We start from the raw sequence: 22,462 nt of genomic DNA on the forward strand, positions 1-22,462 counted from the left end.
CTTTTCTAGTCGTGAAATACTTTATAAAGTTCAGGTTGCAATTACAACCTTTCTCAATAAAAAAAGCGAGAGCAGTTGCTCTCGCTTTTTTTATATCTTAAAACTCAGAAGAACCTGGAGTTCTTGGGAATGGAATTACGTCACGGATGTTAGCCATACCAGTGATGTACATTAGGAAGCGCTCGAAACCTAGACCGAATCCAGCGTGTTTTGTACCGCCGTATTTTCTAAGTTCTAAGTACCACCAGTAGTCCTCTTCGTTCATACCTAATTCTTTAATTCTGTCTACTAAAACGTCCATTCTTTCTTCACGTTGGCTTCCGCCGATTAATTCGCCGATGCCAGGAACTAGAAGGTCAGTAGCAGCTACTGTTTTACCGTCTTCATTTAAACGCATGTAGAATGCTTTAATGTCTTTCGGATAGTCAGTTACGAATACAGGGCGTTTGAAGATTTCTTCTGATAAGTATCTTTCGTGCTCTGTTTGTAAGTCAATTCCCCATTCTACTGGGTATTTGAAATCAGCACCTGATTCTTGAAGCACTTTAATTGCTTCTGTATAAGTGATGCGACCGAAGTCAGAGTTAATTACGTTGTTCATGCGCTCAAGAACTGTTTTATCAACGAAGCTGTTGAAGAATTCCATTTCTTCTGGTGCATGCTCTAATACGTATTTCATTGCATATTTCAGCATATCTTCTGTAAGATTCATTACGTCCCCTAGTTCAGCGAATGCAATCTCAGGCTCAACCATCCAGAACTCAGCAGCGTGGCGAGTTGTGTTTGAGTTTTCCGCACGGAATGTAGGTCCGAATGTATATACATCACGGAATGCTAATGCATAAGCTTCAGCGTTCAGCTGTCCACTTACTGTTAAGTTTGTTTCTTTACCGAAGAAGTCTTTTGACTCATCAACTTTTCCGTCTTCACCTTTTGGTAGGTTATTTAAATCTTGCGTTGTTACGCGGAACATTTCGCCAGCACCTTCTGTATCACTACCAGTGATGATAGGTGTATGAACATGTACGAATCCACGCTCTTGGAAGAATTGGTGAATCGCAAATGCTGCGATAGAACGTACGCGGAACGTTGCAGAGAATGCATTTGTTCTTGGACGTAAGTGAGCGATTGTACGTAAGTATTCAAATGTATGACGTTTCTTTTGAAGTGGGTAATCAGAATCTGATAAGCCCTCGATATCAATTTTTTCTGCTTTAATTTCAAATGGTTGCTTCGCTCCAGGCGTTGCGATTACTTTACCTTCTACTTTAACTGAAGAGCTAAGTGGAAGTTTTGCAATTTCTTTGAAGTTCTCTAATTCTGTATCGAAAACGATTTGAACGCTTTTGAAGAAGCTACCGTCGTTTAATTCGATGAAACCAAATGCTTTTGAATCACGTAAGTTACGAATCCACCCTGATACTTGTACTGTTTGATCTGCATACTTTTCTGTATCTCTATACAGACTTTTTACTAATGTGTTTTCCATAGTGAAATTCTCCTTTGCTCATATATTTAAATACAAAAAAACCTTTCATCCATAAAGGGACGAAAGGTTAAACTTCGCGGTACCACCCAATTTGTCATAAAGACCAACTTTAACTCGTATGTAATACATACTTCCCGGTTTATAACAGGCCGGATTCCCGTCTAAGTCTACTCTTGAATACAAGATTCAATTTCGGTTAGCAACTCCAAGGTGTTCTTCACATATACCGCCTCATCAGGCTCTCACCGTCCCTGACTCGCTTTGGATTATAGTATATACTACTTTTCCTTATCATCGTCTTTCATTTTGTTAAACTAAAATTAATGTACTACATTCGAGAGAAAGATGCAAGGTGTCGGAAAATATATGAGCGATTTTTGTAATATATCGACTTACCGATAGTATCCGACAACTAACCCAATAAAAAAATTGCCGGAATGAATCCGGCAATTTTCTAATTACTTACGTAACTCCGCACCGAATTTCTCTTCTACCGTTGTTAGTACACGGTTATGTGCTTCTGTTACTTCTTCGTCTGTTAATGTACGTTCTGCATCGAAGTAAGTCATAGAGAATGCAAGTGATTTCTTGCCTTCTTCCATTTTTTCACCTTCGTATAAGTCAAATAGTGTTACGTCTTTCAGAAGTTCTCCGCCAGCTTCAGCAATGACTTGCTTCATTTCACCAGCTTTTGTTTCTTTTGTTACTACAACAGCCATGTCACGTGTCATAGATGGGAAACGTGGAATTGCTGAGTAGTAAGTTTCTTCAGCGTCTGCACCGAATACTTTTACAAGAGATAATTCAAATACGAATGTATTTTTCACATCTAATTGTTTTTCTGCTTCTGGGTGCAATTGACCGATGAAACCAATTACTTCGCCATCTAATACGATATCAGCTGTACGGCCTGGGTGCATACCTTCACGTTTTGCTGGTGCATATGTGATTTGGTTTGCAACGCCAAGTACGTCGAATAGTCCTTCTAGTACACCTTTCACAACGAAGAAATCTACTACTTTCTTCTCACCTTGCCATGCATGGTGAAGAGCAAGACCTGTCATAACACCTGCAAGATGTTGTTCTTCTTTCGGAAGTTCTCCTTCTTCTGTCGGTAAGAAGATAGAACCTACTTCGTATAAAGCAACGCTGTCGTTTTTACGAGCGACATTGTATGAAACTGCTTCTAGTAATTGCGGTACTAAGCTTAAACGAAGTTGGCTACGTTCTTCACTCATTGGAAGCGCAAGACCTACAGGCGCCTTTTCGTTTGGCTCAACCATATATTGTTTCGCTTTGTCAGCGCTTGTTAATGAATACGTGATTGCTTCATATAAACCAGCACCCTCTAAGAAGCGGCGTACTTTACGACGTTTCGTTTGTGCTGATGTTAATTTACCACGAGTCATCGTTCCAGAAGGTAATGTAACTGGAATGTGGTCATAACCGTATAGACGGCCCACTTCTTCTACTAAGTCTTCTGAAATTGTAATATCAGGACGACGTGCTGGTACATTTACATGGAATGTTCCTTCTACTTCTGTGAATGGGAATTTCAAGTTTGTGAACATTGTACCCATTTCACTCGCAGAAATATTTGTACCTAATACACGGTTTACTTTTTCAGCAGTAACAGATACTGTACGCTCTTGTACTTGTAAGTTGTCAGCTTCTACTACACCTTCAAGTGCTTCACCGCCAGCATATTTCGCCATTAAAGCAGCTGCGTGTTGAATTGCTTCAAATGTACGTGTTGGGTCGATTCCTTTTTCGAAACGTGCACTTGATTCACTACGAAGACCTAAGTCTTTTGATGTACGACGTACTGTTTGACCTGCAAAGTATGCAGACTCAATTAGAACGTTTACTGTCTCATTTGTAACTTCAGAATCCGCCCCGCCCATTACACCAGCAACAGCTAAAGCTTTCTTGCCGTTTGTAATTACAAGGTGGTGGCTTTGTAATGTACGCTCTTGATCATCTAACGTTTCAATTTTTTCGCCTTCTTTTGCAAGACGAACAACGATTTCTTTTGAACCTAATCTATCGTAATCGAATGCATGTAAAGGTTGACCGTATTCCATTAAAATGTAGTTTGTAATATCAACTACGTTGCTAATTGGACGAATGCCAGCTGCCATAAGACGAGTTTGCATCCACATTGGTGATGGACCAATCTTTACGTTTTTAACCATTTTTGCAATGTATAATGGGTTTTCTTCTTTCGCTTCTACACTTACAGAAATATAATCAGAAGTTTTTTCTGCTGTTTCTTGTAAGTCGATAGCTGGAAGTTTTACTTCGCGGCCATAAATAGCAGCTACTTCATATGCAACACCTAACATGTTTAAGCAATCTGCACGGTTTGGTGTTAAGCCAAGCTCAAGTACTTCATCGTGTAAGTTTAAAATTTCAAGTGCATCTGCACCAACTTCAGCGTCACTTGGGAAGATAAAGATACCATCTGCGTATTCTTTTGAAACTAACTTTCCATCAATACCAAGCTCTTGAAGAGCACAAACCATACCGTGAGAAGCTTCACCGCGTAGTTTTGCTTTTTTGATTTTGAAGTTACCAGGAAGTACAGCTCCAACTTTTGCAACTGGTACTTTTAAACCTTTTGCAATGTTAGCAGCTCCACAAATAATTTGAACTGGCTCTTCTTCACCGATATCGATTAAGCATTTGCTTAATTTATCAGCTTCTGGGTGTTTTTCACATTCTAATACGTGACCAACTACAACACCTTTTACACCTTTATTTAATACTTCAACGCCTTCTACTTCAATACCACTTTTCGTGATTTTGTCTGCTAGTTCTTGTGCTGTTACATCTTTAATATCTACATACTCTTGTAACCAACGATATGATACGAACATACTTATCCTCTCCTTCCCTTACGCTCGTTTGAATTGTTGTAAGAAACGTACATCATTTGTATAGAAATGACGAATGTCATCTACTCCGTATTTCAACATTGCGATACGCTCTGCGCCCATACCGAATGCGAAACCTTGATATTCTTTTGAATCATAACCAGCCATTTCAAGTACGTTCGGGTGAACCATACCTGCGCCTAGAATTTCAATCCAGCCAGTTCCTTTACAAGTGCCGCAACCTTTGCCATGACACATCATACAAGAAATATCCATCTCTACAGATGGCTCTGTGAATGGGAAGAAACTTGGACGAAGACGGATTTCACGATCTTCACCGAACATCTTTTTCACGAATACTTGCAGTGTACCTTTTAAGTCACTCATACGAATGTTTTTATCAATTACAAGACCTTCAATTTGCATGAACTGATGTGAATGCGTCGCATCATCGTCATCACGGCGATACACTTTACCAGGACAAATAATTTTGATTGGGCCTTTTTCTTTATTATTTTCCATCGTACGTGCTTGCACAGAAGATGTATGTGTACGTAGTAACGTTTCTTCTGTAATGTAGAATGTATCTTGCATATCACGCGCTGGGTGATCTTTCGGTAAGTTTAGTGCTTCGAAGTTGTAGTAGTCTTTTTCTACTTCTGTTCCTTCAGCTACTTCATAACCCATACCGATGAATACATCTTCAATTTGTTCAACAACAGCTGTTAACGGATGGTGGCAACCTGTTTCAACAGGACGACCTGGCAATGTAACATCAATTGTTTCAGTAGCTAGTTTCGCTTCGATTACTGCTTTTTCTAAGTTACTAATTTTGTCTTCTAGACGCGTTTGAATCGCTTCACGTACTTCATTTACTAATGCTCCCATACGTGGACGCTCTTCTGCTGATAATTTTCCCATGCCGCGTAATACTTCTGTAATTGGGCCTTTTTTTCCTAAATACGCTACGCGTACATCGTTTAAGCCCTTTAGCTCTTTCGCTTCTTCAATAAGCTCTAACGCTTTTTGCTTTAGCTCTTTTAAACGTGCTTCCATTTTGGAACCCTCCTAATTTTAAAAATAAAAAAACCTCGCTCCCAAAAAGGGACGAGGTAAATTCGCGGTACCACCCTAAATTGACAGAACAAGTCTGCCCACTCATTAGTTATAACGATCAATTCTGACCGGAACGCCTTTACATATACATGGTCCTGGCGTCAACTCCAGAGGTGAATTCACTTCCGTCTACCATAAGAATGCTTTCAGTCTACGGCACTCTCTCCCTATATGGCGATTTTGTAAGTTACTCTTCTCTATCAACGTTTTTCGTTATTTAACTTTATAATATAATGTACTTCAACTTATTATAAGAAGTTTTTTATTTGTTCGCAACCGGGCTTTGCAAATAATACGTTAAAATCCCTGCTGCAACCGCAACATTTAATGATTCTGCCCCGCCGTAAATCGGAATATACAAGTTTTGATCCGTTTTTGCAAGAATTTCTTGGCGTACGCCATTTCCTTCATTTCCTACAATTAATGCAAAACTGCCAGCCGGCGTTACTTCACCATACGGAACTCCATTTTCAAGAGCTGTTCCATATACAGGAACGTTATTTTCTTTTAACTTGTCTACCCATTCTTCTAAGTTCCCTTTTACAATTGGTAAGTGGAAAATAGAGCCTTGTGTAGAGCGGAGTACTTTACTATTGTAAACATCAACACAACCTTCTCCAAGCACAACAGCGTGAATACCAGCTGCATCAGCTGTACGAATAATTGTTCCTAAATTCCCTGGGTCTTGCAGGCCATCTAATAAAAGGAATTTCCCATCAGTAAGCGCTACTTCTTTCTCATGCTTCTCACAAACAGCAAATACACCTTGCGTCGTTTCTGTTTCACGAAGTATTTTTACAATCGCCTCAGGTACGATGTACATTTCCACATCATTAACTGTCCAATCTTTCGGAAGGTCTGTCTGATCTGAAACGATAAGTTCTGTTACAATTCCTGTCTTCAAAGCTTCCTCGACTAAGTGGAATCCTTCTACAAAAAATAAACCTTTTTTATCGCGTTCTTTTTTCGTTTGCAGCTTTTTCCACTGCTTTACACGCGGATTTTGTACTGAATCAATGTTTTTCATAATATGTATTTCCCTCTCTTCTTGTCTTATCATTATAGCCTATTTTTCATACATATTTACATAAAAAAGAACAAAAACTAACGTCAGTTTCAATTCTGAAGAAGAGGTGAAAGCAATGAGTTTTAATTTACGCGGTGCCGTATTAGCGAATGTATCTGGAAATTCACAAGATCAATTACAAGAAACAATCGTCGATGCAATTCAAAGCGGCGAAGAAAAAATGCTTCCAGGTCTTGGCGTTTTATTTGAAGTCATTTGGAAAAACGCTGATGAAAATGAAAAGCACGAAATGTTAGAAACACTAGAGCAAGGATTAAAAAAATAAGCAATTTGAAAATCACCTTTGCATAAGCTAAGGTGATTTTTTTGCAGAAATTTTTTTTCTTCTCCTAAACATTTCTACTTTACTAACGAACTATGATGGAGTACAATGTTCAAAATACATTTAAACCGATCGATTTTTCTTCATATACACCATAAGATAAAAGGAGTGAATGTTTTATGCACCGTATTACGCTTGAACAAATTTTTAAACACCACATTACACAAAAATACGTAAACCGTTCTGGAATGGTCCACGCGATCGCTGTCGCTTACCATGCGTTTCACCTAGCCAAAAAGCATCACGCCTCAGTCGATGCTGCCACAAAAGCTGGCTTCCTTCATGATATCGGACATCATACGTGGTACACAGGCGGCGAATGGGATTATGACTTATATAAAAAGAATGATATCCATGCAATTAAAGGCGCTGAAAGAGCACATAAATTACTTATTAGATTAGGAGAACATCCAAAACTAGCAAAAGAAATTTCTATTGCAATTCTTCTTCATACAGATTCTTTCTTAGTGGAACAAGAAATTGAAAGAACATCTCTTCAAAATATTATTAAATGGGCAGACGAAGCAGATGAAGAACCGGGCGGAGCGCATCATTATCGAACAATTTCTTATGAAAAAGCACTTAAAGCAATTCAGCAATTAGATCGATTGGTAGAGCGTGAATTGCAAATAGAGCAAGCAAAATTGAATAACAAGACAGAACATAGTTATCAATGAGAAAGAGGCATCACTACAGGGTGATACCTCTTTTATTATTTTATGGAAAATACACCTTTATATGTAATATTTAAATATTACGCCTGAAAACAAAATACCTTATAATTAAATATACAAATATAAAGAGGTGATTCTACATATGCAACCCGCTACACAACTTTCTAATGAACAGAAATACTCTATGTCATGGGGACAATTTATTAGCTCCGTTGTATTCGCTTTTTTCGGAACCGGACTTATTACTGTGTTCCTCGCAATGCCCTTAACAATTTATACAGCCGGTCTTACAGATAAAAAACAAATTGCCCTGTATGAATCTATCGTAAATACTGCAAGTATTGTATTACAGCTAGCCGTGTTGTTATTCTTCATTTTTAAATTCGAACCCGCAAAAAAATTACTACTACAATCATTTAACTTTAAAGCACTGAGAGAATGGCGTACATACGTATACTTACTTCTTTTCTTCGCTATAAACATTTTACTCAATTACATCTTGTTAAATTATGTGTTCCAAGACGCAACAAAGCAGCAATCTTCCGCACTAAGCTTAGACGTCTTTAAGCAATATCAAATATTATTACTTCTGGGCTTTGCAATACTCACACCCATTTTTGAAGAACTTATTTTCCGTGGTTTTATACTTCGCTTCTTCTCAGAACGCTTTCCATTTTGGATTGCAGCCATCGTAACAAGTTTCTTCTTCGGTATCGCTCATACATACTCACTTGGGGTAATGGTAATTACTTTCTTTATGGGATTATTAATGGCCATTTTATGTAAAAAAACAAAGTCCATTATTCCAGCTATGTTATTTCATATTATGAATAACATGTTGGCATTCTTGAGTTAAAAAGAGGTATCATCGCGATACCTCTCTTTACTCTTTTATCATAACTTCAAACTCTTCTGCGGTTAGCGTTTTTGATAATCCGTATCGTTATTACCCATTCCCTTCAATTTATATATACTCATTAATAATATCCAAAATAAACCTCATGTAGTAAAATATAACTTAATTCACATAAAGGAGTTTACATATGTTCAGTATTATTTGGATGCTTTTCACGCCACTTCTCTTACTATGCGGGATTGCTGGTGGTATTTTTTTAATAGTAACGGGGATTAAATATCGGAAATTACTCGTTGGTTTAATGGGGCTACTTAGCCTATCCTTTGTCACACTACCTTTTGTTCTTTTAAGTGTAGGGATTCATATCGATACAATTTTCCCGATTCCAACTGCTCTTTACTGGACCCTATTTTCTTTAACTGGATTATTAGCAGGGGTAAGTGGAGTACAAGCCAAAATTAAAAGTATACGTAATATGGGATTCATTATTTTTACCATTGGAATATTAGGTGTTATCTTCTGGGAGCTCATGTCTGTAGGTGATTCATTCTATATATAATATTTTTTAGCAACCTACAAATCGGAGGTAATACAGAAGTGTTTGGAATATTAACTTGGATGATTTTAGCTCTTACTTTAATGTTATGCGCATTTATCGTTGGTATTTTTTTAATTATTTATGGTATTAAATGTCATAAATCACTTACTATTATAGCTGGTTTCATTAGCATATTACTTATCGTTGTTCCTATCGTTTGTATAGGTTCTGGAATAGATTTAGAGGGGATGGTTCCAATTTCGGGAACTTTATATTGGTGCTTCTTCTCTTTAGCTGGACTATTAGCTATTATAAGCGGCAGGCAAATATCGAGTATTTGTTCTATGGGGATAATTTTGTTTCTAGCAGGGCTGTGCTCCGTAACTGGTTATCATTTTTTATATCTCACTCTTTAAAAAGACAAAAAAGCAGGGAAATTAATTCCCTGCTTTTCTATTTGGTTTATTGCCTGATGGTAAGAAGAACGATAACACCCAAGCGATACCTGCTAGTATCGTTGCGATTAAGAAGGCATCGTTAATACCGTTAATTGCAGATAGCTTTGAAATTTGTCCATATAATAGTTGTGTGCTCATCGCGTCTCCTGCTTGAGCTGATCCAGCTAAGGCCGCTAAGCTTTGACCCATGCCGTGTACTTTATCAACTAAAATTGGGTTTGATGTTGTTAACATGTTGCCGTAATCAGCTACGTGAGCAGTCGTTTGTTGCGTCATAAGTGTAATTAAAATCGCTGTTCCGATTGAACCCGCTACTTGTCTTGACGTATTTTGCGTTGCTGTACCGTGAGAAATTAATTTCATCGGTAGCGCGTTCATACCAGCTGTCATAATTGGCATCATAATGAATGACATACCAATTGAACGTATAATATAATCCGTCATAATAACGCTATACGGTGTATCCATCGATAATTTTGTAAATTCATATGTCGCATACGTCGTAATTGCCAATCCAATTATCGCTAATGGACGAATGCCATATTTATCGAACAATTTACCCGCTACTGGTCCCATGATCCCCATAATTAATGATCCTGGAAGAAGTAGTAAACCAGATTCAATTGGCGTAAAGCCACGAATGTTTTGCAGATATACTGGAAGCAATAACATACCTCCGAATAATGCCATCGTAACGATTGCGTTAATTACTAAAGTAAAAGTAAATACTGGATATTTAAATACTTGTAAATCAAGCATTTTATTGTCCGTTGTTAACTCTCTCCAAATAAATAACGCTAAACCAATTACACCGATAATAAGTGAAATAACAACTTCTGCACTAGTCCAACTATTATTTCCAGCTTCACTAAATCCGTACAATAAGCTTCCTAGTCCAATACTTGAACTAACCACACCGAATATATCTAATTTCGTTTTAGACACTGGCTGAGCTAGTGTAAAGAATTTTAAAGATAGGAACGTAATAATTAAACCGATAATAAACATCGCATAGAACATTAAGTTCCAGCTATAGTTTTCAATCACCCAACCTGTTACAGTTGGTCCGATAGCTGGTGCTAAAATCATTGCTACACCTAGTAATCCCATCGCCGCTCCGCGTTTATGAGGCGGGAATAACGTCATGAAGATATTCATACCAACCGGCATTAAAATACCCGCACCAACAGCTTGAATTACGCGACCTGTCATCATCATTGTAAAGTTTCCTGAAGTAGCACAAATGATAGATCCTACCGTGAAGAATAACATTGCTGCTACGAATAATTTACGATACGTAAATCGTGAAACTAAAAAGGCACTAATCGGTACTAAAATACCATTTACAAGCATGAAGCCTGTAATTAACCATTGTGCTGTTGAAGTTGATACATTAAATTCATTCATTAACGGAGGTAATGCAACATTAATGATTGTTTGGTTTAAAATAGAAACGAACATGCCTAGAATTAATACAGCTACAACTGCTTTTACGTTCACATTCTCTACAGGCATAGACATTTGTTTTTTCGGCACTTGTTTTACTTCTTCTTGCTTTCCTGTTTCTAACTCAACTACATTAGAAATTTCCGATTCTTGCTTTCGTTCAATTTCTTTCTCTTCTGTTTCAACTTTACTTACTTCTATTTTACTTACGGCTGGGACTTGTTCTTCTCCCATTTTCGTTTTTTTCTTTCGTAAAAGACGATTTACAAGGAAGAAGACGATTATACAAAATAGTGCATATCCTGCAATTACAATTGAGGACATCTCATCTCCCCCTTACTTATGAATACGAACTGTCACATTCATGCCAGGAACAATATTTACTGATTTGCTATGATCTAAAGAAATTTTAACTGGTACTACTTGTGTTACTTTCGTATAGTTCGCTGTTGCGTTGCTTGATGGCAACATAGAGAATGTATTCGCTGTTGTTAAGCCAACTTGTTCTACTTTTCCTGTTAACGTTGTATCTGGGTATGCATCTACATACACATCTACATCTTGACCTTTTTGAACATCATCAACATCTGTTTCTTCAATGTTTGCTGTTACCCATAAATTGTTCATATCAAATGCATAAGCAATCGGGCTACCTGCTCCAACGAAAGCATTTGTTGTCGCGTTTGATTGTACAACTGTTGCATTTTGCGGAATTGTTACATCTACTGTTTGTTCTCCATTAGCTGCCGCTACAGTAACAGTACCTAATTTATCGTTCTCATTATAATTTTTTCCTACTTCAGCTTTCCAGTCAGTTAGTTTACCTGCTACTGGTGAAGCAACCGGAATTACCTTTCCATCAATCTTTGCATTGTCTGTTTTTAAGTAATTTTCCGTTTGATTGTAATAGTAATAACCGCCAATACCGCCGCCAACTAGTACAATTAATGTGATAATGTTGATAATTACCATTCTTCGAAACTGATTCATTGCATTCCTCTCCTTATATCGCATATAATTTTTTTCTAAACTATTTATGTCCTTATTGTTTAGATTGTTTAATTGTTAATTATATTAACCTTTTAACAAAAAAATCACACCATCTGCAGCGTAAATCGAAACTTCTCTACCTGCGAGCGGTGCTGATTTCTGAAGGACTATCGTTTATAATTATAAATAATTATTTTGAATCTACAACCGACAATTTACGTATGAAATGTTGCTTAAACAACAATATAATACCAATATGTTGTTTAAGTATAGAAAATTAAACGAGGAGAAGGAAAATGTCTATTAAAAATACAAATGATCCACGTGTAAAGCGAACGAGACAACTCATTCAGGATGCTTTTGTCGCTTTAGTAGGCGAAAAAGGCTTTGAAAATGTAACTGTGCAACATATCGCAGAACGCGCTCCTGTAAATCGCGCTACATTTTATAGCCATTACCATGATAAATATGACCTATTAGACAAAAGCATTGAAGAAATGTTAGAGAAGCTAGCAGAAGTAATTAAACCGAAAAATAGAAATAAAGAAGATTTTCAACTTACATTTGATTCACCTCATCCTACATTTTTGGCTTTATTCGAACATATCGCAGAAAATGTAAACTTTTATAACGTTATGCTTGGGGATAAAGCTGCCGGAAACTACTCTTATAAAATGATGAAAACAATACAAGTGCATTTAACATTAAGCTTGTCTATTTCACAACCAGATGATGAAGATCTTATGGTTCCTCGTGATATTTTGATTAGTTATGTGACAGGGGCTCACATCGGAATGATTATGTCATGGTTAAAAAAAGGAATGATATATACCCCACATTTTATGGCGATGCAATTAACTCGTTTAATTATTTTAGGTGCTCATACTGCAGCGGGATTAGAACGGCCTTTTTAAAACATAAAAAAGCGAAGGAGAAGCTCCTTCGCTTTTTCTATTAATTAAATGTAATGTTATGTACAGCCTCTTTATCAAGACGTTTAATAACTTCTACAATTAACTTCACTGCATTTTCATAATCATCACGATGTAACATTGCCGCATGAGAATGGATATAGCGCGTTGCAATTGTAATTGCCATAGAAGGAATACCATTTACAGCAATGTGAATCGCACCCGCATCCGTTCCTCCGCCTGCTACTGAATCATATTGATACGGGATTTGTAATTCATCAGCAACATCAACTACGAAATCACGTAAACCTGTATGTCCAATAACAGAAGCATCATATAAAATGATTTGTGGTCCATCGCCCATTTTACTTTGTGCTTCTTTTGACGTTACACCCGGTGTATCTCCAGCGATACCAACATCTACTGCGAACGCGATATCTGGTTTAATATAATTCGCAGATGTTTTTGCGCCACGAAGACCAACTTCTTCTTGTACAGTTCCAACGCCATATACAACGTTTGGATGCTTTTCATCTTTTAATTGTTTTAATACGTCAATTGCAATTGCACAACCGATTCGGTTATCCCATGCTTTTGCAAGTAACATTTTTTCATTCTTCATCACTTGGAATTCAAAGTAAGGTACAACTTGATCTCCTGGTCGTACGCCCCACTCCATCGCTTCTTCTTGGCTAGAAGCACCGATATCGATGAACATGTCTTTAATTTCAACTGGCTTTTTACGAGCTTCTGGAGGTAAAATGTGCGGTGGTTTTGAACCAATTACACCTGTTACATCTCCTTTACGCGTTACAATCGTCACGCGTTGCGCAAGCATAACTTGTGACCACCAGCCACCAACCGTTTGGAAGCGAAGGAAACCTTTGTCATCGATTTGTGTAATCATAAATCCAACTTCATCTAAATGACCTGCAACCATAATTTTCGGGCCGTTTTCTTCCCCTACTTTTTTCGCAACTAAACTCCCTAAATTATCAGTAGAAAGTTCGTCCGCAAACGGCTCGATATATTTCTTCATTACTTCACGTGGTTCACGCTCGTTACCAGCAATACCACGTGCATCTGTTAATTCTTTTAGCATTGTCAATGTCGCGTCTAATTTTGTCATTGCCAACACCCTCCTTTTTCTTCAGTCAATTCATTATACAATAATTAAATTGAAATATTCAAAAATTAAATTAGTATCCTTGTGTTTGACGCTGATGATTTACTTCATTTTTATCTAAATATGCTTTTTCAATCTCTTCTTGTTCAAATTCAAGTGCTTGTCCAAGTCGAAGATAGCTCGTAAATAATTCAATATAGTTTGTAATAGATGGTTGATCTGTAAAACGAATTACTTTCGCATATGTGTCTAAGAAAATTTCCACTTGTGTTTTATTCGTCTGTGCACATTTATAGAATAGGAAGTTTTTATCAATACCTAAATCAATTCCGATTGATAAAATAAAATGCAAACCATCTACGTATTCTTCTAATATTACTTCACGTTCTGATGCTGGTTTGTTGCTCCAATATTTAAAACAACGTGTTTCATTTGCAAGTTCTCCAATTTCTACAAGAAGAGCTAACATTTTTTCTTTTAATAATTTTTTCGGTTGTAAGTCATGTTCTTTTGCAATACGGTCATCTAATTCTTTTTGTAATTTAAATAGTTGTAGTAAGTCCATTCTATTGTCCTCCTCCAACATCGCATTTTACGCAACAATGTTGTTTCATCTCAAAGTTCATTATTATGTTTCAGTTCTTATGAATAAGTCAGCTATCTAACTCTTTATAAAATAGCTTGTCCTTAATTTACAAATACGTTTCAGTCATCGCTCTTAAATTGTTCATCTGATGAAAGTTCCATATCATCTTTCCATTATAGCAGTGTCGTTTCAGCTAGGAAAGATACTCTTCTTTCCAAACGGGCAGAATTGAAAAAAGCCAGGAGTATTCTCCTGACTTCATATGTATATTCTTCTATACTGCTATAACTTTTATATTGATTTTGTCATATTGATAACAACATAGCCGTTAATCTTTAGAATTTCTTTCACTTCTAACTTCTATTTGAATACAAATAAAAAAACCTTAGAAGAAAATTCTTCTAAGGTTTCAACTAATTAATTAGTTAATGTTGTTTTTTGCAACTGTTGCTAATTCAGCGAAAGCTTTTTCGTCATGAACAGCTAAGTCAGCAAGCATCTTGCGGTTAACTTCGATGCCAGCATTTTTAAGACCGTGCATTAAGCGGCTGTAAGAAAGACCATTCATACGAGCTGCTGCGTTGATACGTGTAATCCATAATTTACGGAAGTCACGTTTCTTTTGACGGCGGTCACGGAATGCATACATTAGAGATTTCATAACCTGTTGGTTAGCAACCTTGAATAATGTATTTTTTGAACCGTAGTAACCTTTTGCTAATTTAATTACTTTTTTACGACGTTGACGAGTAACTGTACCACCTTTTACTCTTGGCATAATATTACCTCCTAATTGTTCTATATATCAGCCGAACTTATTTTAAGTTGTCAAGCATTTGACGAATGCGTTTGAAGTCACCAGCGCTTACTACACCAGCTTTACGTAGTTTACGTTTAGCTTTTGTAGATTTGTTAGCGAATAAATGGCTTGTGTAAGCGTGAGAACGTTTCAGTTTACCTGATCCAGTCTTTTTGAAACGCTTTGCAGCGCCGCGATGAGTTTTTTGTTTAGGCATAGGTATTTCCTCCTCTATCTATTACTTATCGTTTTTCGGTGCTAAAACTAAGAACATACTGCGTCCTTCCATTTTAGGCTTAGATTCAACTGTACTAACTTCAGCACAAGCTTCTGAGAAGCGATCTAAAACACGTTGACCGATTTCTTTATGAGTAATGGCACGTCCTTTAAAGCGAATTGACGCTTTAACCTTGTCGCCTTTCTCTAAAAACTTGATAGCATTACGAAGTTTTGTGTTAAAGTCGTGTTCATCAATTGTTGGACTTAAACGAACTTCTTTCATGCTAATTACTTTTTGATTTTTGCGCTGCTCTTTTTCTTTCTTCTGTTGCTCAAAGCGGAATTTACCGTAGTCCATAATGCGGCATACTGGCGGTTTCGCATTTGGAGCAACTAATACTAAATCAAGATTAAGATTTGCAGCTAAGTCTAAAGCGTCATTACGAGACTTGATTCCAAGTTGATCGCCATTTGCGCCAACTAAACGTACTTCACGTGCACGAATTTGCTCGTTAATCATCATATCCTTGCTAATAGTAAGCCACCTCCAAGGTTTTCTCAGAACATATTTTGTAGTCATAGAACCCGAACAAAAAAAGTGCGGGCATACGACACCCACACTTGTAAAATCTTAAGTAAGAAATACATTTACCTGTTAACTGCGAATGCGTCCATCAGGTGAGAAGCGGGTGCTTCTACTTGTTCCACAAAACAATATTCTATTATCCTTGATGAGTTTATCATAGGACATGACGTCTGTCAAGAAGACGCGATGTGTTTTACTAACAACAAGAAATATTGTAACAAACAACTAACATACTTGCAATACTTTTTTATGATAAGTGTTACATGGTTATTTTTTCTAATTTTCCTCAAGTATATTACATAAAAAAGCCGCGGTATACCGCGGCTTTTTCTTATCGTTTTCCTTCTACTTTAATCATGTCAACAAAAGCATCTAATGCGATTGTTTCTGATTTTTGTTCACCATATTTACGTACGTTTACGCCGTTTTCAGTTACTTCATTGTCACCTACTACAAGCATGTACGGAATTTTTTGCATTTGTGCTTCACGGATTTTGTAACCGATCTTCTCTTCACGAGTGTCTAATTCAACACGGATACCAGCACGACGCAATTCGTCTTGTACTTTCTTCGCATAGTCTAAATGTACTTGCGGAGAAACTGGAATTACTTGTACTTGAACTGGAGCTAACCATGTTGGGAATGCACCTTTGTATTCTTCAATTAAGAAGGCTACAAAACGTTCCATAGTTGATACAACACCACGGTGAATTACAACTGGACGATGTTGTTTACCGTCTTCACCAACGTATGATAATTCAAAGCGTTCTGGAAGCAAGAAGTCTAATTGTACAGTTGAAAGTGTTTCGTCTTTTCCAAGAGCAGTACGAACTTGAACGTCAAGTTTTGGACCGTAGAATGCCGCTTCACCTTCAGCTTCATAGTAATCAAGACCCATTTCATCCATAGCTTCTTTTAACATACCTTGTGCTTTTTCCCACATCTCATCATCCGCATAATACTTTTTAGTATCTGCTGGGTCGCGGTAAGATAGACGGAATGAGTAGTTCTCTAAACCGAAATCTTTGTACACTTCTAGAGTTAAGTTTACAACACGTTTTAACTCTTCTTTAATTTGATCTGGACGAACGAAAATATGCGCATCGTTTAAAGTCATTCCGCGTACACGTTGTAATCCAGATAACGCACCTGACATTTCATAACGGTGCATTGTTCCAAGTTCCGCAATACGGATTGGTAATTCACGGTAGCTGTGAATATCATTTTTATAAACCATCATATGATGAGGACAGTTCATTGGACGAAGAACTAATTCTTCGTTATCCATTTCCATTGATGGGAACATGCCATCACGGTAGTGGTTCCAGTGACCAGAAGTTTCATAAAGCTCTCTGCTTCCTAGTACTGGAGTATATACGTGATCATAGCCTAAGCTTGCTTCTTTATCAACGATATAACGCTCGATAATACGACGAATTGTTGCACCCTTTGGTAACCAAAGTGGTAAACCTTGTCCTACTTTTTGGCTATTAGTAAATAGTTTTAATTCTTTACCTAATTTACGGTGATCGCGCTCTTTCGCTTCTTCAAGCATACGTAAGTGCTCATCTAATTCCGCTTTCTTAACGAATGCAGTACCGTAAATACGTTGTAGCATTTTATTATTGCTATCGCCGCGCCAGTAAGCACCTGCAACGCTTAATAATTTAAACACTTTAATTTTCCCTGTAGATGGAAGGTGAACACCACGACAAAGGTCGAAGAATTCGCCTTGCTCATAGATTGAAATAACTGCATCTTCTGGAAGATCGTTAATTAAATCTAATTTCAACTCATCGCCGATTTCTTCAAAGCGACGAATTGCTTCTGCACGTGGTACTTCATGACGAACGATTTCTAAGTTCTCGTTCACGATTTTTTGCATTTCTTTTTCGATTTTCTTGAAGTCTTCAACTGTAATTGCTTCTTCCATATCAATATCGTAGTAGAAGCCATTTTCAATTACTGGACCAATGCCGAGCTCAACCTTAACATCTTTATATAAACGTTTTAACGCTTGTGCTAAAAGGTGGGCTGTTGAATGGCGTAAAATATATAGGCCATCTTCAGAATCTAATGTAATGATAGAAACTGCACCATCTTCTTCGATTGGTGTAACAAGATCGATCATCTCATCGTTTAATTTTCCAGCTACAGCTTTTTTCTTTAAGCCTGGGCTAATAGAAGCTGCGATTTCTTCAGTTGTTACGCCTTTTGGAAACTCCTTCACAGCTCCATCAGGGAAAGTAATTTTAACTACATCTGCCATCACTGGTCACTCCTCTTTTTCTCAAAATAAAAAACACTCATCCCGTAAAAAGGGACGAGTGTTGAATTCGTGGTTCCACCCTTGTTCCAATTAACATAATTGTTAATTGCTCAAGTTCAACATAACGGTGTTGTCCGTTAGCAATTACTAGAAAAACCGTTCACTGCTAAAGTTTAGAGGTGGTAAGTAATAATCCCGTACTAGGAAGCTCACACCCTAAGGCTTCCCTCTCTGAAAATCGTAGAAAACTACTCATGTCCTCATCATGACATTTCAATATATTTCATTTATGTAGGTAATTATATGCTCAAAAACTTAGAAAATCAAGGGCGTTACCTTTATTTTTTAAATTTTTCACATTGCGCTCAAAATCATGTAATCCATGTAATTGGACCCGTTCTTGGAACACATTTCGCAAAGTAATTATCATATTATGGTCTTGTTCTTTCGTATATAAATAAATCTTTTTGGGCGAAATAGAAAGAAGCGGCGCAATTACTTTCGTATCAATATATACATCATTTTGCTTTAATAATTCCTCATCTATATATTGGACCAACTTCTCCTGTTTTAAACGTCTACCTTTATCATCATAAAAGATAAAGCTTTCATCAAAAATAAGATGCATGCAAGACAAACGTGATTTACGGCTACTTACTTGTTGCCGAAGCGTCTCAATGAACATTTGGTATTCTTGCTCCATCTTATATTCATCAATTGCCACTTCCGCAAGTTTAGCCACCATTTCCCTATATGTACGAAGACGAAAACGGATATATGATGAAAACGAGAATGAGAGCGGATCACAAAGCCAATTATTTAAAGAAGACTTAATATATGACTCAAATGCGTTACGCGTTAAATCCTGAGCTACACCTTTTCTTCTTCCCTTTAAAATCTCATGTGCCATGTGCAATATTTGATGACACTCTTCTTGTTCTTCATAAAAAAACTTTTCTTTTAAAATCGTATAAATCCACTCATTTTGTTTCACATTCACAATGAAATACACCATTACTGGCAATAAGATCTTTTCAATATAATTCGATTCACGTACTGGTATGTGAATCACCACTTTTTGTTCCTGTAAATACACACTCGTTTCCTTATATAATACTTCCGCTCTTTTCAGCAATTGTCTATATACGTGCATAGCATCATTTTTTTCTTCGAAGCAAATTTCAATCACTTTTGTCCCCCCTTTTATCCCCGCTCTAAAGGACTGTATCTATACGTTACAAATCCTATAAGAGTCCGTTCCGCGTGAAGTTCACTCTTAGTAGAATTACATTTCCTATCGTTAGAAAATCCACTCAATATGGCTTGCTAATTTTATATATATTAAGGGAGGGAGAAAAAAATGATACAAGCTACTATGAATTTTTATTGTATACTTTACTTATCAATAAAAGGGGGTATCCGAATGTTTGAATATAAATTCGTAAAAATCGAATTACATTGGGGGTTCACTCGCTCAAAACCAGCTGAAGACTACCAAGAAATTATTCAAGAACATGCTAGAAATGGCTGGAGGTTCGTACAGATTATTGCCCCTACGATTGGCAGTTCTGGACAACCTGAATATTTCGACCTCATATTTGAAAAGAAAATATCACTATAATACAAAAGAGCAAGCTTCTCAGCTTGCTCTTTTACTTATGACGACGGTTTTTCCCACCAATCGGAATTGGTTTCGCTAAATATTTAATTCGTTCCATAATACGTGCTGCCTTCATTTCTTCAGCCTCGCCACGCTGCGTATACGTTAAATGGTGTTCCAGTTGTTTAAAATCAAAATTAGACGTAAAGAACGTCGGTAAGTTTTCTAACATACGGAATTGTAAGATTGCACCGAGTACATCGTCACGGACGAAGCTTGACATCGCTTCTGCCCCGATATCATCTAACATTAAAACTTGTACGCGTTTAACCGCATCAATCTTCTCACCAATCGAATTATCTTGAATTGAACTTTTAATTTCACGTAAAAATTCCGGGAAGTATACGAGCATCGAACTTATTTTCTTTCGAGCAAGCTCGTTCGCTATTGCTCCTAACAAATACGTTTTTCCTACACCAAATTTACCGTACAAATATAAACCTTGTGCTTTTTTACCTGGTTCATATGTACTTAAAAATTCATTCGCTGCACCAATCGCATCGATACGTGCATTTAAATCAGAAGGATCTAAGTTTTCCATAGTTGCCTGTAAAATATCCGTTGGCATATATACACTTTGAACAAGTTTTTCATATTTCTTTCTCTCGTCATGCGCTACTTTTCTAACGCAGCGATCGTATTGAATATCAATCATCTTCCCTTGAATAACAAGCTTTGGCTCGTACCCTTGTAGCATATTTTTACATGAGCCTAAATCCGGACAATCCACGCAACCTACACTTTGTCCAATATATTCATATAACTTCACAAGACTGCGCTCAATCATAGAAGTCGTTACTTCACCCTTATGTTCGTCTATAAATTCTTTCACACGCGGATGCGCCATTACTTCTGCCTTTAATACTTCATATCTATTTTTAAAGTTTTCATTTTCCATTAATTTTGCAAATGAATTTTGAATATGCTCCATTTTCTCACCTCAAAGAGCGTTCATTCTCTTCTATTAATCACGCTTATATTTTTTTAACACTTCTTCTAGTCGTTTTCTTTCATCTTCTAGCGTACTTGCATCTTTTTCTACACTTACATCTTTCTTCTCTGTTTCTTTCTCTTGTTCTTTCGGCTCTTCTTCCTTAAGCCAATCTGGCACCATTTCTTTCCGCACCGTTTTCTTCGCCGTACGGCCTTTTTTCTTCGTCTCAGCCCACTCTTGATATTGACGGTTCTCTTCTTTCGCTAACGCCATCGCGTCCGCTACTGTACCGACCTTTTTACGTGCCCAATGCCCAGCAATCTTCTCGACATACGTTTTCGCAAGTTTCATATCTGAGCGTAGCATAACGTAATAAATAAGTACATTCACAACTCCTGGTGTCAATTTTTGATTAATCATGACATCTTCAACGATCTGCAAGTCCGCTTTCGTTGCCTCTGCACCACCAGAAATCTCTTTCAATAGTTGTTTTGGTGAGATTTCCTCTAGCTGCTTTATTAGCATCTCCTCTTGCGATGAAGGCTCTTTCTCTTTCATCGTACGTGCAGCATGAGGCTGTACTCTTTCACTTAATACCGGTAATGCTTGACCATTTTCAAATTGATACCAATCGCGCGCTCCTTTTCTAAGCCTTTCCATATCAATTGTTTGCATCTCTGTCACTGCACCAAGAACGATATTTTGCATCGATAACACATCTACACCATACACGTAAGCAAGTGTTATAACGCAGTCTCTCACTTGATCTGTAATCGCCTTTTTAGGAACAAGAGCGGACAATCCATCTACAAATAAAGAGAAATCAAAGAAATCATTCCAAACTTTCGGAGCGTCTCCCTTCTCGTTACTTGGCATAGTTGTCGTTTTTGGAATACGAAGGTCTTCTTGCGCATGCTCAAGCTGTCCTGGATTAAACGAACCAAACACATCATTGAAAGAACGCGTAACATTTTCATAAGAAGCAAAATCAAATTCTTCTTCTAAGAAATATTGCTTTACTTGATTATATTTTGTCCTGCTCAATCGATTGTATAAAAAGATACTTAAAACAATATCATCAAAAAACTGCTTCGGAGATAAAGGTGGTTGCAACTCATATATGAACATTCGAATATCTTTTTCTTTCTTAATATATACCTTCAAAAGCCCAATTGCCTCTAACTTTACTCGTTCCTCATATACTTCAGGAAGTTGCATTTGCATAGTCACCATAAGGGAATGATGCGTATTCTCTTTTCCAAATACACGATCTTGCTCAAGCTCTCCCCATAGTGTCATGTATAAGCTAAAAGCTCTACTACCTATTAACGGCTGATACAACATCGTTAACACTTTTCGGTCGTAATTGTGCAGTAGTCCTTTCGCACTTACTTTATAACGATCAATCGGCAATAGCTCCATCCATGACTGTTTTTCCATTCTTGCTTTTCCTTTCTCTCATCCAATCTATCCTCTACTTCATTCGTTCTATCTTCATTATATAAATTCTTAGTGAAAAA

Annotated in this window: 22 protein-coding genes and 4 other annotated features; of the genes, 7 read left to right on the forward strand and 15 right to left on the reverse strand. The window is 37.1% G+C overall.

Going from position 1 to position 22,462, the window contains the following annotated elements:
* Positions 1 to 97: 97 nt before the first annotated feature.
* From asnS to DN404_RS10915, 4 genes are all read right to left on the reverse strand, one after another.
* On the reverse strand, positions 98 to 1,489 hold the full coding sequence (gene asnS, locus DN404_RS10900; protein WP_000432177.1) for an asparagine--tRNA ligase: 1,392 nt from the start codon (positions 1,487 to 1,489) through the stop codon (positions 98 to 100).
* Between the two features lie 52 nt (positions 1,490 to 1,541).
* Positions 1,542 to 1,793: a binding site (T-box leader), on the reverse strand.
* A gap of 154 nt (positions 1,794 to 1,947) precedes the next feature.
* A complete protein-coding gene (gene pheT, locus DN404_RS10905; RefSeq protein ID WP_149215065.1) occupies positions 1,948 to 4,368 on the reverse strand; it encodes a phenylalanine--tRNA ligase subunit beta in 2,421 nt (806 codons plus the stop codon).
* Positions 4,369 to 4,386: 18 nt separating this feature from the next.
* Positions 4,387 to 5,421, reverse strand: a complete 1,035-nt coding sequence (gene pheS, locus DN404_RS10910; protein WP_000388222.1) for a phenylalanine--tRNA ligase subunit alpha — start codon at positions 5,419 to 5,421, stop codon at positions 4,387 to 4,389.
* Between the two features lie 44 nt (positions 5,422 to 5,465).
* Positions 5,466 to 5,694: a binding site (T-box leader), on the reverse strand.
* Between the two features lie 49 nt (positions 5,695 to 5,743).
* Complete coding sequence (locus tag DN404_RS10915; RefSeq protein ID WP_002026395.1) at positions 5,744 to 6,541, reverse strand: TrmH family RNA methyltransferase; 798 nt, start codon at positions 6,539 to 6,541, stop codon at positions 5,744 to 5,746.
* Positions 6,542 to 6,623: 82 nt separating this feature from the next.
* Here DN404_RS10915 and sspI point away from each other — a divergent pair, with 82 nt between their 5' ends.
* The 5 genes from sspI (at position 6,624) to DN404_RS10940 (ending at position 9,374) form a co-directional block, all read left to right on the forward strand.
* Positions 6,624 to 6,833: a small acid-soluble spore protein SspI gene (sspI, locus tag DN404_RS10920; RefSeq protein WP_000009509.1), complete on the forward strand. Its 210-nt coding sequence runs from the start codon at positions 6,624 to 6,626 to the stop codon at positions 6,831 to 6,833.
* 176 nt (positions 6,834 to 7,009) lie between these two features.
* A complete protein-coding gene (locus DN404_RS10925; RefSeq protein WP_000554786.1) occupies positions 7,010 to 7,567 on the forward strand; it encodes an HD domain-containing protein in 558 nt (185 codons plus the stop codon).
* Between the two features lie 139 nt (positions 7,568 to 7,706).
* Positions 7,707 to 8,420: a CPBP family intramembrane glutamic endopeptidase gene (locus DN404_RS10930; protein ID WP_149215066.1), complete on the forward strand. Its 714-nt coding sequence runs from the start codon at positions 7,707 to 7,709 to the stop codon at positions 8,418 to 8,420.
* A 187-nt stretch (positions 8,421 to 8,607) separates the two neighbouring features.
* Positions 8,608 to 8,979, forward strand: coding sequence for a hypothetical protein (locus DN404_RS10935; protein WP_000491395.1), 372 nt, complete (start codon positions 8,608 to 8,610; stop codon positions 8,977 to 8,979).
* 38 nt (positions 8,980 to 9,017) lie between these two features.
* Positions 9,018 to 9,374 carry an ammonia permease gene (locus tag DN404_RS10940; protein ID WP_149215067.1) on the forward strand — a complete coding sequence of 119 codons (357 nt, stop codon included), beginning with the start codon at positions 9,018 to 9,020 and terminating at the stop codon, positions 9,372 to 9,374.
* 21 nt (positions 9,375 to 9,395) lie between these two features.
* On the opposite strand, the gene DN404_RS10945 is transcribed toward DN404_RS10940, so the two are convergent.
* Together DN404_RS10945 and DN404_RS10950 are read right to left on the reverse strand one after the other, a co-directional pair.
* Complete coding sequence (locus DN404_RS10945; RefSeq protein WP_149215068.1) at positions 9,396 to 11,186, reverse strand: DHA2 family efflux MFS transporter permease subunit; 1,791 nt, start codon at positions 11,184 to 11,186, stop codon at positions 9,396 to 9,398.
* Between the two features lie 12 nt (positions 11,187 to 11,198).
* Entirely contained in the window at positions 11,199 to 11,852 is a 654-nt protein-coding gene (locus DN404_RS10950) for an HlyD family secretion protein (protein ID WP_001071419.1), read from the reverse strand.
* Between the two features lie 296 nt (positions 11,853 to 12,148).
* Here DN404_RS10950 and DN404_RS10955 point away from each other — a divergent pair, with 296 nt between their 5' ends.
* Positions 12,149 to 12,766, forward strand: coding sequence for a TetR/AcrR family transcriptional regulator (locus tag DN404_RS10955; protein WP_000023660.1), 618 nt, complete (start codon positions 12,149 to 12,151; stop codon positions 12,764 to 12,766).
* A 40-nt stretch (positions 12,767 to 12,806) separates the two neighbouring features.
* Here DN404_RS10955 and DN404_RS10960 read toward each other — a convergent pair whose 3' ends face one another.
* The 7 genes from DN404_RS10960 to ytxC form a co-directional block, all read right to left on the reverse strand.
* The gene (locus tag DN404_RS10960) at positions 12,807 to 13,892 is read right to left on the reverse strand and encodes a M42 family metallopeptidase (protein ID WP_000163555.1); all 1,086 of its coding nucleotides are present in this window, start codon (positions 13,890 to 13,892) and stop codon (positions 12,807 to 12,809) included.
* Positions 13,893 to 13,962: 70 nt separating this feature from the next.
* Positions 13,963 to 14,454, reverse strand: a complete 492-nt coding sequence (locus DN404_RS10965; RefSeq protein WP_000365050.1) for a dUTP diphosphatase — start codon at positions 14,452 to 14,454, stop codon at positions 13,963 to 13,965.
* A 442-nt stretch (positions 14,455 to 14,896) separates the two neighbouring features.
* Positions 14,897 to 15,253 (reverse strand): 50S ribosomal protein L20, encoded by a 357-nt coding sequence (rplT, locus tag DN404_RS10970; RefSeq protein ID WP_001138362.1) that lies wholly within the window; start codon positions 15,251 to 15,253, stop codon positions 14,897 to 14,899.
* 37 nt (positions 15,254 to 15,290) lie between these two features.
* Positions 15,291 to 15,491: a 50S ribosomal protein L35 gene (gene rpmI / locus DN404_RS10975; protein WP_001125945.1), complete on the reverse strand. Its 201-nt coding sequence runs from the start codon at positions 15,489 to 15,491 to the stop codon at positions 15,291 to 15,293.
* A 21-nt stretch (positions 15,492 to 15,512) separates the two neighbouring features.
* Positions 15,513 to 16,016 (reverse strand): translation initiation factor IF-3, encoded by a 504-nt coding sequence (gene infC / locus DN404_RS10980; protein ID WP_000973215.1) that lies wholly within the window; start codon positions 16,014 to 16,016, stop codon positions 15,513 to 15,515.
* Positions 16,017 to 16,079: 63 nt separating this feature from the next.
* Positions 16,080 to 16,200, reverse strand: a sequence feature (ribosomal protein L20 leader region).
* Between the two features lie 210 nt (positions 16,201 to 16,410).
* A complete protein-coding gene (gene thrS / locus DN404_RS10985; protein WP_000786083.1) occupies positions 16,411 to 18,348 on the reverse strand; it encodes a threonine--tRNA ligase in 1,938 nt (645 codons plus the stop codon).
* Between the two features lie 47 nt (positions 18,349 to 18,395).
* Positions 18,396 to 18,624 (reverse strand) — a binding site (T-box leader).
* Positions 18,625 to 18,655: 31 nt separating this feature from the next.
* Positions 18,656 to 19,537, reverse strand: a complete 882-nt coding sequence (ytxC, locus tag DN404_RS10990) for a putative sporulation protein YtxC (RefSeq protein WP_000569628.1) — start codon at positions 19,535 to 19,537, stop codon at positions 18,656 to 18,658.
* A gap of 234 nt (positions 19,538 to 19,771) precedes the next feature.
* Here ytxC and DN404_RS10995 point away from each other — a divergent pair, with 234 nt between their 5' ends.
* On the forward strand, positions 19,772 to 19,969 hold the full coding sequence (locus DN404_RS10995) for a DUF4177 domain-containing protein (RefSeq protein ID WP_149215085.1): 198 nt from the start codon (positions 19,772 to 19,774) through the stop codon (positions 19,967 to 19,969).
* Between the two features lie 31 nt (positions 19,970 to 20,000).
* Here the strand turns inward: DN404_RS10995 and dnaI are convergent, their stop codons facing one another.
* Together dnaI and DN404_RS11005 are read right to left on the reverse strand one after the other, a co-directional pair.
* Complete coding sequence (dnaI, locus tag DN404_RS11000) at positions 20,001 to 20,939, reverse strand: primosomal protein DnaI (RefSeq protein WP_000400104.1); 939 nt, start codon at positions 20,937 to 20,939, stop codon at positions 20,001 to 20,003.
* A gap of 33 nt (positions 20,940 to 20,972) precedes the next feature.
* Positions 20,973 to 22,382: a replication initiation and membrane attachment family protein gene (locus tag DN404_RS11005; RefSeq protein WP_074618857.1), complete on the reverse strand. Its 1,410-nt coding sequence runs from the start codon at positions 22,380 to 22,382 to the stop codon at positions 20,973 to 20,975.
* Between the last annotated feature and the right edge of the window lie 80 nt (positions 22,383 to 22,462).

It is taken from the genome of Bacillus sp. TE8-1, assembly GCF_008368855.1.
Lineage (GTDB): Bacteria > Bacillota > Bacilli > Bacillales > Bacillaceae_G > Bacillus_A > Bacillus_A cereus.

What these genes read in the sequence shown, in the direction of transcription:
- asnS (WP_000432177.1), bottom strand. Translation starts at nt 1,489, where the DNA reads ATGGAAAACACATTAGTAAAAAGTCTGTATAGAGATACAGAAAAGTAT.
- pheT (WP_149215065.1), bottom strand. Translation starts at nt 4,368, where the DNA reads ATGTTCGTATCATATCGTTGGTTACAAGAGTATGTAGATATTAAAGAT.
- pheS (WP_000388222.1), bottom strand. Translation starts at nt 5,421, where the DNA reads ATGGAAGCACGTTTAAAAGAGCTAAAGCAAAAAGCGTTAGAGCTTATT.
- DN404_RS10915 (WP_002026395.1), bottom strand. Translation starts at nt 6,541, where the DNA reads ATGATAAGACAAGAAGAGAGGGAAATACATATTATGAAAAACATTGAT.
- sspI (WP_000009509.1), top strand. Translation starts at nt 6,624, where the DNA reads ATGAGTTTTAATTTACGCGGTGCCGTATTAGCGAATGTATCTGGAAAT.
- DN404_RS10925 (WP_000554786.1), top strand. Translation starts at nt 7,010, where the DNA reads ATGCACCGTATTACGCTTGAACAAATTTTTAAACACCACATTACACAA.
- DN404_RS10930 (WP_149215066.1), top strand. Translation starts at nt 7,707, where the DNA reads ATGCAACCCGCTACACAACTTTCTAATGAACAGAAATACTCTATGTCA.
- DN404_RS10935 (WP_000491395.1), top strand. Translation starts at nt 8,608, where the DNA reads ATGTTCAGTATTATTTGGATGCTTTTCACGCCACTTCTCTTACTATGC.
- DN404_RS10945 (WP_149215068.1), bottom strand. Translation starts at nt 11,186, where the DNA reads ATGTCCTCAATTGTAATTGCAGGATATGCACTATTTTGTATAATCGTC.
- DN404_RS10950 (WP_001071419.1), bottom strand. Translation starts at nt 11,852, where the DNA reads ATGAATCAGTTTCGAAGAATGGTAATTATCAACATTATCACATTAATT.
- DN404_RS10955 (WP_000023660.1), top strand. Translation starts at nt 12,149, where the DNA reads ATGTCTATTAAAAATACAAATGATCCACGTGTAAAGCGAACGAGACAA.
- DN404_RS10960 (WP_000163555.1), bottom strand. Translation starts at nt 13,892, where the DNA reads ATGACAAAATTAGACGCGACATTGACAATGCTAAAAGAATTAACAGAT.
- DN404_RS10965 (WP_000365050.1), bottom strand. Translation starts at nt 14,454, where the DNA reads ATGGACTTACTACAACTATTTAAATTACAAAAAGAATTAGATGACCGT.
- rplT (WP_001138362.1), bottom strand. Translation starts at nt 15,253, where the DNA reads ATGCCAAGAGTAAAAGGTGGTACAGTTACTCGTCAACGTCGTAAAAAA.
- rpmI (WP_001125945.1), bottom strand. Translation starts at nt 15,491, where the DNA reads ATGCCTAAACAAAAAACTCATCGCGGCGCTGCAAAGCGTTTCAAAAAG.
- infC (WP_000973215.1), bottom strand. Translation starts at nt 16,016, where the DNA reads ATGATGATTAACGAGCAAATTCGTGCACGTGAAGTACGTTTAGTTGGC.
- thrS (WP_000786083.1), bottom strand. Translation starts at nt 18,348, where the DNA reads ATGGCAGATGTAGTTAAAATTACTTTCCCTGATGGAGCTGTGAAGGAG.
- DN404_RS10995 (WP_149215085.1), top strand. Translation starts at nt 19,772, where the DNA reads ATGTTTGAATATAAATTCGTAAAAATCGAATTACATTGGGGGTTCACT.
- dnaI (WP_000400104.1), bottom strand. Translation starts at nt 20,939, where the DNA reads ATGGAGCATATTCAAAATTCATTTGCAAAATTAATGGAAAATGAAAAC.
- DN404_RS11005 (WP_074618857.1), bottom strand. Translation starts at nt 22,382, where the DNA reads ATGGAAAAACAGTCATGGATGGAGCTATTGCCGATTGATCGTTATAAA.